We start from the raw sequence: 17,082 nt of genomic DNA, 5'->3' as shown, positions 1-17,082 counted from the left end.
TTGCTAGCACTCACCTAGGGCGAGTGCTAGCGAGCGCGCGGAAGATAGCCACCCCCTGGAGGGTGTCAAGAGTGGCCCTAGGCCGGCACTTTGCGCGTTGGCAGCCAGGCGCGGAGGTGGCTGTAAGTCCTGGAGATCGCAGGGGAAGGTGCGTGGCACAAGGCTGGGCTCGGCGGAACCCCTCGGCTAAAATGAGCCTATGAGGGCGAAGCTGCGGCAGCACGGTGATGCGACGCCCTCACGGTCTCCCGCCCGAGGGAGGCCGACAGGACGTGTCTGGTTGACCTGAGCGCGCGGTGGCCCGGGTTACGTAGGTATCCAGGGCACCCGCCTAAGTGAGGTGCCGCTGTGAGCCAAGCGATCTCTGTGTCCCCGAGCATGACCCGCTATTTCCAGGAGGTTGTGGACGAGGCGCTCCGAGTTCGGAACGTCACCGCCACCGAGGCGGCGTCGAGTTACCTCGTCGGTCTGCTTTGTGCCTTTGCTCACCCGGACGAGCACGCCGAGTCTGCCTTCAACCAGCCTCTGACCTTTCTTCTGCGCGACGCCCTGGAAGCCTCCGGAGCCGAGCGTTTCCGGCGGCTGCGCAACCTGGGCGACAACGTCCTCTACGTGGTCGGCTTCTTCGGTGGTCACATCGACGTCAAGGGTGTGGACCGCGGCTACGTGGTCGGGGTCGGGTCGACGGCGTACCACCACGCGGCCGCGATGTTGCGCCTCAACGCGCGCGTTGGCCAGGGGCCCGACGTCCTTGCGGAGATGGCGGAGAAGTTCGAGCGGTTCGTGAGCGTCCTGAACGATGTGGCTGACGGCACGCTCGCGTCGGGAGCGCGGGACGAGCGCTCGGTGCTCCGGCTGTACGAGCGCTGGGTCCGCACGGGATCGAGCCGCCTCGCGGATGAGCTCGGTGCACGAGGGCTCGTGCCGAGCCGTGGTGCGGGCGGGCTCAACTGATGCGCGGCGCGACGTTCCCGGCCCGGATCCAGCAGCACCTGGCGCGAACCTACGCGCTCGATGACGCGCCCGCGGTCGACGATTTCATCCGGCTGACGGACGGCAGCGCACGCGAGGCGCTGCTGATCCGGCACGCCGACGGGGATATCGAGGTCGCGTTGCACTTGCCCCGCGGGGCGATGACGCGTGGGCGAGAGGGGACGCTCGACGAGATCTGCCAGATCGTCGAGGGCGTGAGCCACTTCCTCTACGTGGCCGAGCGGGCCCGCAGGGAGCTGCCGGCGACCCAGCTCGAGCTCGAGCTCCAGGCCGAGGTCGACAAATACGTGCTGCTGGTCTACGGCGGTCTGGCTGACGAGGTCGAGCTCCCGGGTCCGCCGCTCCGGCGCCGCCACGAGGCGGACCCGTCAGGGGCTGGGCGCTTCGAGCCTGAGCGCGCCGCGCGGATCCGCGCCCATCTCTTCGAGCGGGTCACCTTCACGGACCCCCCGGGCACCGAGACCGGCGATCGCTACCGGATCGCGAACGATCTGGCGGCGCGGTTCGCAGGTCGAATCGAGGCCGAGTTTGCCCGCCATGGGCGTCATGCCGAGCTGCTCGCTGCGCTGCGACGCTTCTATGCAGCGGGGCAGACGGAAAAAATCGCCCTTGCGCGCGCCGCATGATCGCATCCTTCACGGCGCTCGGGGCCGCTCGCGAGGACGGCGCGGAGCGCTGGTCGCGGCCTCGCCGTCTCGTTCTCTCTTGACCGGTTCGCGCGCACGTACTCTCATCCGCATCCACGATGCCTTCCGCGAGCACGATGCCGCCCCGTGTGCTGGTGGCCGAAGACGAACCGGCGATGTTGAGCCTCGTTGCGCGTCACCTCAGGAACCTAGGGTTCTCCGTGATCGAGGCTTCCGAGGGCGATGCCGCCTGGGATCTCGCGCGGGAGCACCGGCCGGATCTGGTGATCCTGGATGTGATGATGCCCGGCATGAGCGGCTGGGAGATCTGCAAGCGGCTGAAGAGCGATACGTCCGACGGACGGCCGTTCGCGAGCACCGGCGTCATCATGCTCACCGGGATCGGCGAGAACCTGAACGAGATGACGTCGCCGCTCTTCGCCGCCGACGCCTGGCTGAACAAGCCGTTCGATTTCGCGGATCTGGATGCGCGGGTGCGCGAGACGCTCGCGCGTTATGCGAAGCAGGTGCCCGAAGCGAACGGCGCCAAGGCCCAGGCGAGCACGGCTGGCGAGCCGCGTGATGCCGGGGCGCCCTCGTCGTCCGGGGCACGCGCGACGGGCGTGAAGAGGTCGGCGGTGAACGGTGCCTCGGCGAGCAGGGCGGCTGCCAAGAGGTCGGCCGTGGCGAAGAAGTCGAGCGCCAAGCCGGCGAAGAAGTCGGCCCCGGCGAACAAGTCGGCAGCCAAGGCGGAGAAGAAGCCGGCCGCGGCGAAGAAGCCGGCAGCCAAGGCAGCGAAGAAGTCGGCCGCGGCGAAGAAGCCGGCAGCCAAGGCGGCGAAGAAGCCGGCCGCGGCGAAGAAGCCGGCAGCCAAGGCGGCGAAGAAGCCGGCCGCGGCGAAGAAGCCGGCAGCCAAGGCGGCGAAGAAGCCGGCCGCCACGAAGGCGGCATCGAAGAAGAAGTCGATGAAGTGATCCAATCCGGGGCCGGCGCCGTGCGCCTTGGCCCGCCGTCTCGTTTCGACACAACGCATGCGTGCCGCCGCCGATCCGGGGCGCAGAGGAACCGTCCGGTCAGCGCGCGGAGGGACGACCCCCGCGCACCACCGCCGGCGTGCATCCATGCGGGCGGTCCGCTGGGCTCAGAGGCTGCCCTGCACGGGAATCATCAGGGCTCGCCGCGCGTCATCCCTTCGTACGCTGCGCGCAGCCTCCCAGGAACTTTCGGGCGCCTGACCCGTCAGCAGGTACAATGCGGCGACGTTTCCCCTTCGAGGGCCCCCGCGGGGGGCGCCCGGAGCGCTGAGCACCGTGAGCGACTCTCGCACGAAGCAACTGGACCGCATTCGCAGCGCCGCGCTCGCGGTCGAGCTGAGGCTCCGGTTCGGGCGCGCGTTGCGCGCGCTTCCGAGCGCGCTGACCGTCGCGTTTGCGCTCGCCGCCGGGACGCTCGCGGTGCACAAGGCGCTCCCGGCGTACCTCGGCGAGCCGCGCGCGCGCCAGCTCCTCCTCGGCGCAGGGGTGCTCGTGCTGGCCACCCTCGTCGTGGCGATGCTGCGCCGCTTGCCTCCCCGCGCCGGCACCATCGCCCTCGACCGGCACCACGACCTCCACGACCGGCTGACGATCGCCCTCGCCTTCGAGGCGCTGCCCGAGGCGCAGCGCACCCCCCTGATGGAGGCGGCGATCGACGACGCCTGCGAGCACGCTGCAGGGCTGCGCCCCGCCGGTGCCGCGCCGCTCGCGGTCCCTCGCGAGCTCTGGACCTCGGCCGCGGTGGGCCTCGGCGTGCTCGCGGTGGCGCTGCTGGAGGTGCGCACGCCGCGGAGCCAGGCGCCCGTCGCGGCGACCATCGACGCGCTCACGATGTCGCCCGACGACATCGAGCTCTTCAGGGACGCGGCGAAGGCGCTCGATCGGCAGGACCAGAGCCCGGAGATGAAGTCCGCGGTCGAGCGGTTCAACCAGCTCATCGAGGACATCGCCAACAAGCGCCTCGATCGCACCGAGGCGTTCCGCCGCATGGAGGCGCTGGAGCGCGAGCTCCTCAAGGGCGCCGAGGCCGATCTGAAGGCGCTCGAGGAGGCGCTGAAGGAGACCGGGCTCGACCTCAAGAAGAGCGATCTGGCGAAGGGCGTGGGGGAGTCCCTCGAGAAGAAGGATCTCGAGAAGACGAAGAAGGACCTGAAGGAGCTCGCCGAGAAGCTCCGCGACAAGAAGCAGAAATTCGACAAGGCCGAGATCGAGCGGCTCCGCAAGGCGCTCTCCGAGGCGGCGTCGCGCCGCAAGGAGGCGCTCGCCGCGATCAACGAGAAGCGCGCCGAGGCGCGCGAGCAGCTCCTCAAGCAGAAGCAGAAGCCCTCCGCGAACGATCAGCAGAAGGCCGAACAGGAGCGGCTGCTCAAGAAGAAGGAGCGGGAGCTGGAGCGCCTCGACCGCGAGGCCGAACAGAAGGAGCGGACCGGGCGCCAGCTCGATCGGCTCGACCGCGAGCTCGCGAAGGCCGCCGAGGATCTGATGCGCGACCTCGGGATGTCAGCGGATGATCTCGAGCAGGCGGCCGAGGACATCAACCGGATGCAGCAGGAGGAGATGTCCGAGCAGGAGAAGGAAGAGCTGCGCCAGCGGCTCGAGGAGCTCCGGGAGCTCGTGCGCCAGCAAGGGCAGGGGGGGAAGCAGCGGATGGCCAGGATGCTCCGCTTCGGCAAGCGCGCGCGCGGCAACCAGGGCGGCGGCGAGCAGCAGCAGGGGCAGGGTCAACAGGGGCAGGGCGACGGCGAGCAGGAAGGGCAGGAGGGCCAGCAAGGCCAGGGCGGTCAGAGCAAGAGCGGGCAGGGCCAGGGGCAGGAGCTGGTGATCGGGCCTGGCGGCAAGAAGATCCTCATGCCCGGCGGGCAGGGGCAGGGTCAGGAGGGGCAGGGGAGCGGCCAGGGCAACAGCAACGGCGGCAACCAGCCTGGGGGCGACGGCGTCGGCTCCGGCCGTGGCGGCGAGATCGCTGGCAAGCGCACCGACCCGAAGATGGGGACCCAGGACGTCCAGGCGCAGGGGCTCGACACGCAGCAAGGGCCCTCGAACAGCGAGGTGATCCTCAGCGCGGCCGAGCGGGGCTTCAAGGGGACCGGCTACAAGAAGGTCTTCACGGACTATCACACCGTCGCAGAGCAGCAGATCAACAAGGATCAGATCCCTGATGGATACCGGTTCTACGTGAACCGGTATTTCCAGCTCATCAGGCCGCGCGAGTGAGTCGAGCCGGGGGCTCGAGCGCGACCGCGCCTCTACCGACGCTCCGCGACAGCGGGCGCGAAGCAGGAAGTCATGGCCGAGAAGACGAAGGAAGCAGCGCGGGCCGAGGTGGACGTGTTCCGCGCGAGCATCGGTGAGCTGCGCGAGGAGGTGGGGAAGGTCATCGTCGGCAACCGCGAGGTGGTCGACGGGGTGCTCACGTGCATGCTCGCGGGCTCGCACGCGCTGCTCGAGGGCGTGCCGGGGCTCGGCAAGACGATGCTCGTCCGCACCATGGCCGAGGCGCTCGACCTCCAGTTCTCGCGGATCCAGTTCACGCCCGACATGATGCCCGCGGACATCATCGGCACCACGGTCATCGATGAGAACGCGGGCGGGCAGCGGTCGTTCTCGTTCCGCAAGGGGCCGATCTTCGCGAACATCGTCCTCGCGGACGAGATCAACCGGGCCACGCCGAAGACGCAGAGCGCGCTCCTCGAGGCGATGCAGGAGCACCGGGTCACCGTGTCGCGGCAGAGCTACACGCTGGAAGAGCCGTTCTTCGTCCTGGCGACGCAGAACCCCCTCGAGAGCGAGGGCACGTACCCGCTGCCCGAGGCGCAGCTCGATCGGTTCTTCTTCAAGCTGCACGTGCCGTTCCCCAGCCGCGACGAGCTGAACGCGATCCTCGAGCGGACGACGGGGACCGAAGCGATCGAGGTGCGGCCGGTGCTGAACAGGGAGCGGATCATCGCCATGCAGCGGCTCGTCCGCGAGGTGCCCGTGGCGAAGCACGTGCAGGACTACGCGGTGCGGCTCCTCCAGGCCACCCACCCCGCCGAGGGAGGCGGCCTCGACGAGGTGAAGCGGTTCGTGAAGTTCGGCGCGTCGCCGCGCGGGGCGCAGGCGCTCCTGCTCGCCGCGAAGATCCGGGCCCTCTTCGAGGGGCGGTTCGCGGCGTCGGTCGACGACGTGCGCGCGTGCACGCTGCCCGCCCTTCGCCACCGCGTGCTGCTCAACTTCGAGGGAGAGGCGGAGGGCGTGAAGACCGACGAGGTGCTGCAGGCGATCCTCAAGCACCTCCCGGAGAGCAAATGAGGCGCCGCCGACGGTAGCATGGGGCTCTTCGACGCGTTCAAGAGGGCCGCCGCGCCGCTGCGACGCTTCTCCGCGCTCTCCGCGAGCGCCCCCGACGAGGAGCTCTTCGACGACGAGTTCCAGCGCAAGCTCGACTACCTCGCGATGGTGAGCCGCCGCGTCTTCTCGGGAGCGATGCGCGCGGAGCGGCGGACCAAGAAGACCGGCTCCGGGGTCGAGTTCGCCGATCACCGCGACTACGCGCCCGGCGACGATTTCCGGTACCTCGACTGGGCCGCGTACCAGCGCTTCGACCGGCTCCTCATCCGCCTTTACGAGGAGGAGGAAGATCTCTCGATCTACTTCATCCTCGATACCTCGGCGTCGATGGCGTTCGGCGACGGCGAGAAGCTGCGGCACGCGAAGCGCCTCGCCGCGGCCCTGGCGTACGTGGGGCTCGCCAACCTCGACCGCATCGCGATCGTCACCGCGACCGACGAGATCAGCGGGCGCATGCAGCCGACCCGCGGCAAGGCGCGCATCTTCAGGATCTTCCGCTTCCTCGGGCAGGCGCGCGCCGACGGACCGACCGACCTCGGCGAGGCGATGAAGACCTTCGTGGCGCAGCACAAGCGGCGCGGGCTCGCCGTCATCCTCAGCGATCTCTACGATCCGGCGGGCTTCGAGCGCGGCATCAACGTGCTCCGGTACAACCGGTTCGAGCCGTTCGTGCTCCACGTCGTCGACGGGCGCGAGGCCCGGCCTGCGCTGCGCGGGGACGTGCGCGTCTACGACTGCGAGACCGGCGACGAGCGCGAGGTCACGGTGACCGCGAAGGTGCTCGATCGCTACGCCGAGGCTTACAGCCAGTACCTCGACGAGATCCGCCGCTTCTGCACGTCGCGGCAGGTGAGCTACTTCCAAGCCGACGTGTCCGTCCCCTTCGACGAGCTGATCCTTCGCGTGTTCCGCCGAGGCGGCTTCCTCCGGTAGCGATGCTGCACTTCACCGGCGTTCCGCTGCAGACACTGCTCCAGATCGGCGCCCTCGCCGGGGCCGTGGTCGTCGTCTTCTACATCCTCAAGCTGCGCCGGCGGCCCGTCGCGGTCCCCTTCTCGAAGATCTGGGAGCGCATCCTCCGGGACAAGGAGGCGACGAGCCTGTTCTCGCAGCTGAAGCGGCTCCTGTCGCTGCTGCTGCAGCTCGCGCTCCTCGCGCTGCTCCTGCTCGCGCTGGGGGATCCGCGCCCGCAGGCGAACCTCGTCGAGGGGCGCAACATCGTCGTCCTCATCGACGCGAGCGCGAGCATGCAGGCCATCGACGTCGCGCCCTCGCGCATCGAGCTCGCGAAGGAAGAGGTCAGGAAGATGGTCCGCGGCCTGTCCGGCAGCGACCGCATGCTGCTGGCCCAGATGGACGCGGCGGTCACGCCCCTGTCGACGCTCACCGGAGAGATCTCCGATCTCGAGGCGGCCGTCGCGGCGGTGAAGCCGACCGACGCCACCGCCGACTTCGCGCGCGCGCTCCGCTTCGCGAGCGACACCCTGAGCGGGCTCCCGTCGCCGGAGGTCATCGTCGTGAGCGACGGCGCGCTCGGCGAGCCGACCGACGCCGGCGGGCCCGTGCGCCTCGGCGAGCTCAAGCTCTCTTACCTGCCGATCGGCAAGGGATCGAGGAACGCCGCTATCACCGAGTTCTCGGTGCGGCGCTACCCGCTCGACAAGAGCCGTTACGAAGTGATGCTCGAGGTCACCAACACGAGCGACGAGCCCCTCGATCTCGAGCTGTCGCTGCTCGGCGACGGCCAGCTCACCGATCTGACGCGCATCCGGCTCAAGCCCAAGGAGAAGCTGCCCCGCTTCTACCCGAACCTCTCCGGCGCGTCGAAGACGCTCGAGGCGAAGCTCGCGCTGGCCGACGGCAGCTCGGACGATCTGCCGGCGGACAACCGCGCCTACGCGCTCCTCCCCGAGCGGCGCCGCGCGCGCGTCCAGGTCGTCTCCGCAGGGAACATGTTCCTTGAGGCGGCGCTGCTCCTCGACGAGTACCTCGACGTGACGTTCGTCGATCCGCAGCGGTACCCGGCGGCCTCCTCGTTCGACGTGACGATCTTCGACGGCGTGGCGCCGAGCGTCGCGCCGGGGAGCGGGAGCCTGCTCTACCTCAACCCGATCGGGAGCAGCGTCCCGTTCGAGGTGGGCAAGGAGATCCTCGACGACGACCCGAACTACCGCCTGGGCTTCGACGAGCTCGACGCGAAGCACCCGCTCCTGCGCTACACGGCGCTCAGCGACGTGAACGTCGCGCGCGCCCACGTGCTCAAGGGCAACAAGGAAGACAGGGTCGTCGGCCGGAGCTACAAGGGCCCGCTGCTCCTCGAGGGGCGGCGCAGCGGCGTGAAGTTCGTCGCGCTCGGCTTCGACGTTCGCGAGAGCGACCTCCCGCTCCGCATCGCCTGGCCGCTCTTCCTGCTCAACGCGATCAACAACTTCGTCGAGGAGGACACGAACTACATCTCCTCCTTCCGCACGGGCTCGGTCTGGCACATCCCGGCGTCGTCGTCCGCGGAGGTGGCCAGCCTGGAGCAGCCCGACGGGACGACGCGCGCGGTCCCCATCCAGGAAGGGCGCGCCGTGTTCCTCGGGCAGCACGCCGGCTTCTACACGCTGCGCGTCGGCGCCGCCGGCGCGCAGGAGGAGAGCATGTTCGCCGCGAACCTCTCGGCGCCGCAGGAGAGCGCGATCGCCCCCGCCGCCGAGCTCAAGGTCGACGGCCGCGGCGCGGGCCCGGTGAGCGAGTTCAAGATCGGCGTTCGCCGTGAGCTCTGGGTCTACCTGCTCGCGGCGGTGCTCCTCGTGACCGCGATCGAGTGGTTCACGTACCACAGGAGGGTGACGGTGTGAGCGCGTTCCGTGGTCGCAAGCTCCGCGTCGTCGCGTGGGCCATCACCTGCGCCGCGCTCGGCGGCATCCTGTTCTGGGCGTACCGGAGGTACGTCCTCCTGCACCCGGATCCGACGCTGACGTGGGTGCGCGAGGGGGTGAAGTACGAGCTCCTCAACCCGAAGATGCTCGGCGCGCTCCTGCTCGCGCCCTGGTTCGTCGGCGTCCTCGCGGGCTCTCTCGCCGACCTTCCCTTGCCGCAGCGCGTGCTCTCGGTGCTGCTGCGGGTCGCCTTCGTCGCGCTGATCGCGCTCGGCCTGTCGCGGCTCGCGAGGACCGCGACCACGGAGAAGGTCGCCACCATCTACCTCATCGACGTCTCCGAGTCCGTCACGGACGAGGCGCTCGACGACGCGCGCGCGACGCTCGACAAGGCGTTCGCCGAGAAGCCCGCGGACGGCGTCATCAAGGTGATCACCTTCGCGCGGCGGCCGCGGCTCGCCGAGGGCGCGGCCGGCGAGGCGGCCGGTCGCGAGGCGGAGCGGCGCCCGCCGCCCATCGGCCGTCACCTCGACGAGAAGGGGCAGCGCGGCGATCTCGGCGCGGGCTCGAACCTCCAGGCCGCGCTGCAGCTCGCCTACGGGCTGTATCCGCCCGGCTACCTCAAGCGCGCCGTGCTGATGTCGGACGGCGTGCAGACCGACGGCGACGTGCTCGCCGAGGCCAACCGGGCGCGCGACGTCGGGGTGCGGCTGTTCGCCATCCCGTACCGGCGGCCCGCGCCGCCCGAGGTCGCGGTGCGAGAGCTCAGGATGCCCGACCGGGTCAAGGTCGGGGAGACGTTCGAGATCCACGCCGACATCTACGCCAGCCGCGCCACAAGGGCGCGCGCGCGGCTCTTCCAGGGGGAGGCGCTGAACGGCCTCGAGGGCCTCCGGGACCTCGAGCTCAAGGCAGGGCCGAACGACGTCGTGTTCAAGAGCGTCGTGCGCATCGCGGGGCAGGTGACCTACGCGCTCGAGCTGGACCAGATCGCGGACGACAAGTTCAAGGAGAACAACAGGTACGCGACCACCATCGACGTGCCTGGGCGCCCGTCGGTGCTCTACGTCGAGGGGACGCCGCAGCACGCCGGTCCGCTCTCGAGCGCGCTCACCGCGCAGCAGCTCGACGTCGACGTCAGGCCGCCGGCCGGCTTCCCCGGCTCCCTCAAGGAGATGGAGCGCTACGACTTCCTGATCGTGTCCGATACCCCGAAGGAGGCGCTCAGCCTGCAGGGGCAGGAGATCATCGAGAGCTACGTGCGAGATCTCGGCGGGGGGTTCCTCTTCGCCGGCGGCGAGTCGGGGTATGGCCTCGGCGGCTGGTACCGCACCACCATCGAGCGGATCCTGCCGGTGCGGATGGACAACGAGCGAAAGAAGGACATGCCGAGCGTCGCGATGGCGCTCGTCATGGATCGCTCGGGATCGATGACGGGGCTGCCCCTCGAGATGGCCAAGGCCGCGGCGAAGGCGACCGCCGGGGTCCTGTCGTCGGACGATCTGATCGAGGTGATCGCGTTCGACTCGGCGCCGACCCGCTACGTGAAGATGCAGCCCGCGCGCAACCGCTCGCGGATCGCCGGCGAGATCGCGCGCATCCAGCCGGGCGGCGGGACCGAGATCTTCTCCGCGCTCGACGCCGCCTACCAGGACATGACCGTCACGCAGGCGCGCAAGAAGCACGTCATCCTCCTCACGGACGGCAAGGCGTCGACGGGCGGCATCCGGGACCTCGTGTCCGCCATGATCGCCGAGTCGATCACCGTGACCACCGTGGGGCTCGGGAACGACCTCGACGAGCAGCTGCTCAAGATGATCGCCGACGTGGGCGGAGGGCGCTTCCACGCGGTCCCGGATCCGAACAACCTGCCGCGGATCTTCACCAAAGAGACCGAGATGGTCGCGCGTGCCGCCGCCGTCGAGGAGTGGTTTCCGGTGACGCAGGTCGGCGACGCGGCGTTCCTCCGCGGCGTCGACGTCCGCACGGCGCCGAACCTGCACGGCTACGTCTCGACCAAGCTGAAGCCGGCGCCGGCCCAGGAGCTGCTCACGAGCGACGCCGAGGAGCCGATCCTCGCGCGCTGGCGCGTCGGCCTCGGGTGGACGCTGGCCTGGACGAGCGACGTCAAGGCGCGCTGGGCCGTCGAGTGGCTGAGGTGGCCAGGCTTCGAGAAATTCTGGGGGCAGCTCGTCCACGAGCACATGCGCCAGAAGCACCGGCGCGAGCTCGACATGAAGGCCGAGATCGTCGACGGAGAGCTGCGCGCGTCCGTCGACGCGTTCGGGGCCGACGACCGGTTCGAGAACAACCTGACCTCCCGGCTCACCATCATCGGGCCCGAGCCGGGCGGCGCGACGCGGGTCGTCGACATGCGTCAGACCGCGCCGGGTCGGTACGAGACGGCGCTCGCGCTGGATCGGTACGGCTCCTTCCTTTTGCGGGCGGAGCACCTGCGCGAGGCCGAGGACGGCTCGCTCCGGCCCGTCGCCGTCAGCTACGGCCACGTCTCGAACCCCTACCCGCGCGAGTACGCGAGCTTCGAGCCCGAGCTCGCGACCCTCGAGAGGGCCGCGACGTCAACCGGCGGCACGGTCGATCCGAACGGCGTGGCGGCCATCTTCGACCCGGCAGGGGAGAAGGTGACGTTCCACGAGGAGCTCTGGCAGCGGTTCATCTACGCCGCGATGGTCGTCTTCCTGCTCGATCTGTTCGTCCGCCGGGTGCGGATCTTCGACCGGAAGTTCGTCGCGCGCCGGGGCCGAGGGGTGGGGGGCCGGCGCCTCCCCGCCACATGACGGCCCATGGTAGAGCAGAGCCCCCTCGTGATGGCTGATCCCCCGTTCCTCCCCGGTGTCGCGCCCAGCGCCGGTGCGCGCCTGTCAGGTTGTCCCCGACCGCACTGCGTGGAACGCTGTGCTCCAGCCCGCTGGCCTGCACCATTTCGCGACGCGGAAGGGCCGTCTTGGGCTAGTTTCCCCTTATAGACCGGTGGTAGAGGAGCCCTGGAAAGCAGCGAAGGACGTGAATGCGCCCGAGGCCTCCACCTCTCGGCCTCCGGTAGGTCGTCCGCTCATCATCGGCGGCGATCCGCTCGCTTCGCTCCGTGGACGAGGCACCGCGGTCTCCTCCAACACCGCCCTCGGCCGGCTGCTCCGCGAGTCGCCTCGGGCGATCGCCGAGCTGCACGAGCAGGAGATCGCGCTGGGGATCGACGTGGTCCGGGCGCTCACGTCCGCGACGACGACGCGCGCCCTGGCGCCCATCGGGATGGCGTTCCGCGCCGCAGCGCTGACCGGAACCGCGGTCGAGCTCGCGACGGAGGCGGCGGCGGGCGCGGCCGCGCGCCGCGTGGCGGTGGCCGGTATCCTGGGCCACACTGCTGCCGCGCCCATGGCCGATCGGATTGCGGAGGACTACGCCGTCCATGCGGCGAGGCTGGCGGCGGCCGGCTGCGAGATCCTCGTCGCGTGCGGCTTCGATCCTGCTCAGGCGGCGTGCGTCGGCCCCGCGGTCGCGCGGCTGGCGCGCCGCGCGGCCGTGGTCAGCGCCAGCACGACGCAGCTGGCGACGTGGGCTCTCGTGGAGCTCGACGGCGCAGGACGCACCGCCGACGGCGAGGGCTTCGAGGAGGTCGCCCGGGCGGCCCTCGACGGCGGCGCGGACGCGCTGCTCTTCGAGGTCGTGTCGCTCGAGCTCGGGCTCAACGTGCTCCGGCGCCTCGAGGGCATCGCGCACGAGGTTCAGGTCGGCATGCTGCTCGGCGCGGAATCTGTGCAGGCGGATGGGGCCGACCGCCTCGCGCCCGCCGAGATCTGCGATGCTTGGGCGGCTTCAGCGGCGCGGCTCATCGAGGCGGGCGCGCGAATGCTTGGGGGAGGGACGGGGACAACGCTGGCGCACCTAGGCGCGCTGGCGAAGATGCTCCGTACGGCGCAGCGCGCGCCTCTGCTTAGGCGCGCGCTCTAGGCGAGAACGCAACCAACCGGAAACGTGATGATGGCCGATGCAAGCCACGGGAGTGAGTCGAAGTCTCAACCGTTGGAGACGTTCGACGATCTGCTGTTTCCCTTTCACGAAGCCACGAAGCCCGAATCTCTTCACCGGATCGGCGCCGAGGCAGAGAAGTTCGGGGTCGACGCGAAGACAGGCGCTGCCATCCCATACGAGGGCCAGCGGAGCATCCTCTCCGTGCTCCAGGCGCTCGTCGAGCGGCACGGATGGGCACCGGAGCAGGAGACCCCCGGCGGTCCGCTGATCGCGCTCGCCCGGGCTGGCGCCTCGGTGACCCTCGAGCCAGGCGGACAGCTCGAGCTGTCCGGAGCGCCCCTCGAGAATATCCATCAGATCTGCATGGAGATGAGCGGGCACCTCGCGGAGCTGCGGGACATCTCCGCCGAGCTCAAGCTGGTCTGGCTCGGCATCGGGTTCCACCCCTTCGCGGCGCAGGCCGATCTCTCCTGGGTGCCCAAGGCGCGTTACGCGATCATGCGGCGCTACCTGCCGACGCGCGGCGCCTACGGCCTCGACATGATGCGCCGCACCGCCACCGTGCAGGCGAACTTCGACTACGCCAGCGAGGACGCGGCGATGCGCGCGCTCCGCGTGTCGCTCCGCCTCTCCCCGCTCGTGACCGCCATCTTCGCGAACTCCCCGTTCTACGAGGGGGCGATGTTCGGCGGCCGGAGCTACCGCGCCAAGGTCTGGCTCGACGTCGACGCCGCGCGGCAGGGGCTGATCCGCAACGTGCTCGAGCGCGGCCGCCGCTTCTCGGACTACGTCGCGTGGGCCGTCGACGCGCCGATGTTCCTCTTCAAGCGCGACGGCGCGGTGATCGAGAACACGGGGCAGACCTTCCGCGACTTCCTCGAGCACGGCTTCGAGGGGCACCGGCCCACCCGCGCCGACTGGGAGATGCACCTCAACACCCTCTTCCCGGAGGTCAGGCTGAAGCGGACCCTCGAGGTCCGCGGCGCCGACTCGCAGCCGGCCAACCTCGTCTGTGCGCTCCCCGCGCTCTGGACGGGGATCCTCTACGATGCGCGCGCGCTCGACGAGGCCGACGCCCTCTCCGAGAGCTTCCGGTTCGACGAGCTCGAGGCCGTGCGCCCGAAGATCGCCGAGAGCGCGCTCCGCGCTACATTCCGCGGCAAGCCGCTCGCGTCGCTGGCCGAGCGGCTCCTCTCGATCGCCTCGGGCGGCCTCGAGCGGCGCGCGCGCCTGAACAAGAAAGGCAAGGACGAGCGCGTCCACCTCGATCGGATCAGCGCGCTCGTCGCCAAGGGGCAATCGCCGGCCGACGCCCTCGTCGATGGACTCAGCAACGACGATCCGGACCTGCGAAGCAAGATCCTCGAACGTGCGAGGATCTAAGCGCGGCTCGTCGCCGAGGCGGCGCGGGGCGGCGGGCGCACACGGGGGAGGACGTCGACCGGCATGACGCTCGTCTACCTCCTGGGCACCGCGCTCCTGGTGCTCCTCAACGCGTTCTTCGTCGCGTCCGAGTTCGCCATCGTCAAGATGCGGCCGACGCGGCTGGAGCAGCTCGTGCGCGAGGGGGACGCTCGGGCCCGGCTCGCGCTCCAGATGTCGCAGCGGCTCGACGCGTATCTGTCCGCCAACCAGCTGGGCATCACGCTCGCGTCCCTCGGGCTCGGCTGGATCGGCGAGCCGGCCATCGCCCAGCTCATCGAGCCGCTGCTCGCGCCGCTCGACGCCTGGTCGGGGATCGGCGCGCACGCCATCGCCATCGGCATCGCGTTCCTCCTGATCACGTCGCTCCACACCGTGATCGGAGAGCTCGCGCCGAAGTCGCTCGCGATCCAGCGGACGGAGAAGGTTACGCTCTGGGCAGCGCGGCCGCTGCACGGGTTCTTCGTCCTGATGTGGCCGATCATCTGGGTGCTCAACTCGTTGGCGAACGGGTTCGTCCAGCTCTTCGGGCTGCGGCCGGTGGGCGAGGAGGAGATCGCGCACACGTCGGAGGAGCTCCGGCTGCTCTTGACCAAGAGCCCCGCGGGGCTCGATCCGGCGCTTCGCAGCATGCTCGTGCGCATCTTCGACCTGCGCCGGCGCACGGCGAGGCACGTGATGTCGCTCCGCTCCGACGCGGCGACCCTGCGCGCGAACATGACGATCGACGAGGCCGTGCGGATCGTGGCCGACGCCGGGTACTCCCGGTACCCGGTGCTCGACGAGCAGGGCAAGAACGTGCTCGGCTACCTGCACCTGCGCGATCTGTTCGACGTCCTGAGCCACCGCCGCCGCGCGGCGCGCGTCGCGGAGCTGCTCCGCAAGCCGATCTTCGCGCGCGAGAACACGTCGGTCGAGCGCCTCCGCCTCGAGATGCAGGCGCGCCAGGTGCCGGTGGCGATCATCACGTCGGCGTCGGGCGAGTTTATGGGGCTCGTGACGATGGAGGACCTCATCGAGGAGATCGTCGGTGAGATCCGCGACGAGAACGATGAGGAGGTGCCGCCCATCCATCGCCGCGGCGGCGGCATCGTCGACGTCGACGGCCGCGTCCTGCTCGCGGACCTGGAGCGCGACGCCCATATCGTGCTGCTGCCCGAGGTGAAGACCGTCGAGACGGTCGGCGGCTATATGCTCGGCCGGCTCGAGCACCCGCCCGAGGCGGGCGAGCGCGTCGAGTGCGAGGGCTACACGCTCGTGGCGATGGATGTCGCCGGCCGGCGGGTTCGGCGCGTTCGCATCGTCCCCACCGACGCGGCCGGGGGCGAGCGGTCGTGACGAACGCGGCCCCTTGTGGCGCGGATCCGCGGGCCAGCGCCGTCCGTCGGGGGCGCCGCCCCGGAGCGTACGCGGCGAGGCGCGCACCCCGGGATCGGTCGCTCCGGGAGCGAACGGCGCGCGGATCCAGGTACAAACTTCGGCGGACAGGTACTACCCTGGCATCGTAAGTGGAAACGCTTGCAACTCGGATCTTGCGCGATGGGCCGCTGAACGAGCTCGATGCCGTCGGCTGGGCCATTCGTCTTGCGAAGCGGATCGAGGCGCTGCACGCCCTCGGCGTGGCGCACGGCGCCATTTCGCCCGAGTGCGTGCTCACGACCGCGGTCGACCGCACCTCGAGGGCGATCCTGGCCGATCTGCGTCAGACGCCGAGCCGCATCGCGTACCAGTCGCCCGAGCGCGTAGGAGGCGGGACGCTCTCGGCCGGCGACGACGTGTGGGCCATCGCGGCGACGCTCTACGAGGTGCTGACCGGGACGAGCGCCTTCGGCGGCGGGAGCGACGCGGAGACGCGGCAGCGGATCGCGAGCTCCTCGCCGGCGCCGCTCGCCGTCTTCGACGTCGGCGACGACGATCTGCAGCGGGTCCTCGACGACGCGTTCCAGCGCGATCGCGCGGCGCGGACGACGAACGCCGCCGCCTTCCGGCGCGCCCTCGAGGAATGGCACCCCGATCCTGCGGTGCGCGCGCTGCTCCCGCTCGACGACGAGGACGCGACGAACGACGAGGACGACGACGATGTGCGCACGCTGATGCGGGTCTCGCCGCTCAGCTCGAGCCAGCTCGACGAGGCCATCGCGCAGCGCGCGGCGGCAGCGGCCGCGGCGGCGGGGCAACCGACTCCGCCCCTTCCGCCGGAGCGCCCGCGTCCCGCGGCGGGGCAACCCGCCGGGTCGCTCCCGAGGCCGGGCGCCGCCTCGAGCCCGAGGGCGCCTGCGGTGGCTCCGGCCGCGCAAGGCCGCGCCCCGGCGGCGCGAGGGAACCTGCCGGGCGTGGGGGCGGTCCCGCTGACGCAGTCGTTCGGCGGCGCCCGCGCAGGCGAGGAGCCCGTGGTGGCCATGCGGGAGGCGACGCCCCTGAACCTCCGCGGGGCCGGTGGGCCATCGCCCGCGCGCTTCGGAGCGACATCGTCCGCCGCGCACCGCGCGGGCGACGCCGGGCGGCTTGCTTCGAGCGCGGCGTCGCCGGCTGGAGGGCCTCTCGGTGCGTCGACGGCCGGAGCGCCAGCGCCGGCGTCCCTGGGGCGCGAGCGTCCGGACGCAGAGCACGAAGCTGCCGCAAGACCTCAACCCCAGGGCCGCCAGCGGCCTTTCCTCGGCGATCTCGGCGAGGACATGCTCGACGAACCCACGCTCGACGCGCCCACGATCGTCGACGACGGGGACGATGACGACGACGATGTCCCCACGCGGACGCGCGAGGCGACCCACGCCACGCCTGTCGTGCCGCACCCGATCGACGCGACGCCGACGCTCGGCGCGC

The 17,082-nt window shown here is 70.6% G+C and carries 11 protein-coding genes; all 11 read left to right on the top strand.

The genetic code is table 11. The features are described from left to right. The first annotated feature begins 348 nt into the window (after nt 1–348). Nucleotides 349–954 (top strand): hypothetical protein, encoded by a 606-nt coding sequence (locus WME90_RS31135; protein ID WP_437275662.1) that lies wholly within the window; start codon nt 349–351, stop codon nt 952–954. After that, complete coding sequence (locus tag WME90_RS31130) at nt 954–1,619, top strand: hypothetical protein (RefSeq protein WP_437275661.1); 666 nt, start codon at nt 954–956, stop codon at nt 1,617–1,619. The genes WME90_RS31135 and WME90_RS31130 overlap by 1 nt, the downstream gene beginning before the upstream one ends. A gap of 119 nt (nt 1,620–1,738) precedes the next feature. Beyond that, nucleotides 1,739–2,593: a response regulator transcription factor gene (locus WME90_RS31125; RefSeq protein WP_437275660.1), complete on the top strand. Its 855-nt coding sequence runs from the start codon at nt 1,739–1,741 to the stop codon at nt 2,591–2,593. A gap of 336 nt (nt 2,594–2,929) precedes the next feature. Then, a complete protein-coding gene (locus WME90_RS31120) occupies nt 2,930–4,867 on the top strand; it encodes a hypothetical protein (RefSeq protein ID WP_437275659.1) in 1,938 nt (645 codons plus the stop codon). Between the two features lie 72 nt (nt 4,868–4,939). Further along, on the top strand, nt 4,940–5,944 hold the full coding sequence (locus tag WME90_RS31115; protein WP_437275658.1) for an AAA family ATPase: 1,005 nt from the start codon (nt 4,940–4,942) through the stop codon (nt 5,942–5,944). Nucleotides 5,945–5,962: 18 nt separating this feature from the next. Beyond that, nucleotides 5,963–6,916: a DUF58 domain-containing protein gene (locus tag WME90_RS31110; RefSeq protein ID WP_437275657.1), complete on the top strand. Its 954-nt coding sequence runs from the start codon at nt 5,963–5,965 to the stop codon at nt 6,914–6,916. Nucleotides 6,917–6,918: 2 nt separating this feature from the next. After that, nucleotides 6,919–8,826 carry a vWA domain-containing protein gene (locus WME90_RS31105; protein ID WP_437275656.1) on the top strand — a complete coding sequence of 636 codons (1,908 nt, stop codon included), beginning with the start codon at nt 6,919–6,921 and terminating at the stop codon, nt 8,824–8,826. After that, nucleotides 8,823–11,645: a VWA domain-containing protein gene (locus tag WME90_RS31100; protein ID WP_437275655.1), complete on the top strand. Its 2,823-nt coding sequence runs from the start codon at nt 8,823–8,825 to the stop codon at nt 11,643–11,645. The genes WME90_RS31105 and WME90_RS31100 overlap by 4 nt, the downstream gene beginning before the upstream one ends. A gap of 226 nt (nt 11,646–11,871) precedes the next feature. Continuing rightward, nucleotides 11,872–12,816: a homocysteine S-methyltransferase family protein gene (locus WME90_RS31095; RefSeq protein ID WP_437275654.1), complete on the top strand. Its 945-nt coding sequence runs from the start codon at nt 11,872–11,874 to the stop codon at nt 12,814–12,816. A gap of 72 nt (nt 12,817–12,888) precedes the next feature. Further along, nucleotides 12,889–14,220 (top strand): glutamate--cysteine ligase, encoded by a 1,332-nt coding sequence (locus WME90_RS31090; protein ID WP_437275653.1) that lies wholly within the window; start codon nt 12,889–12,891, stop codon nt 14,218–14,220. Nucleotides 14,221–14,283: 63 nt separating this feature from the next. Next, a complete protein-coding gene (locus WME90_RS31085; protein WP_437275652.1) occupies nt 14,284–15,597 on the top strand; it encodes a hemolysin family protein in 1,314 nt (437 codons plus the stop codon). The last annotated feature ends 1,485 nt before the right edge of the window (nt 15,598–17,082 follow it).

This window comes from Sorangium sp. So ce375 (assembly GCF_051473855.1).
GTDB lineage: Bacteria > Myxococcota_A > Polyangia > Polyangiales > Polyangiaceae > Sorangium.
The sequence above is the reverse complement of the archived record's forward strand: the minus strand, read 5'-3'. Positions and strand labels throughout refer to the sequence as shown.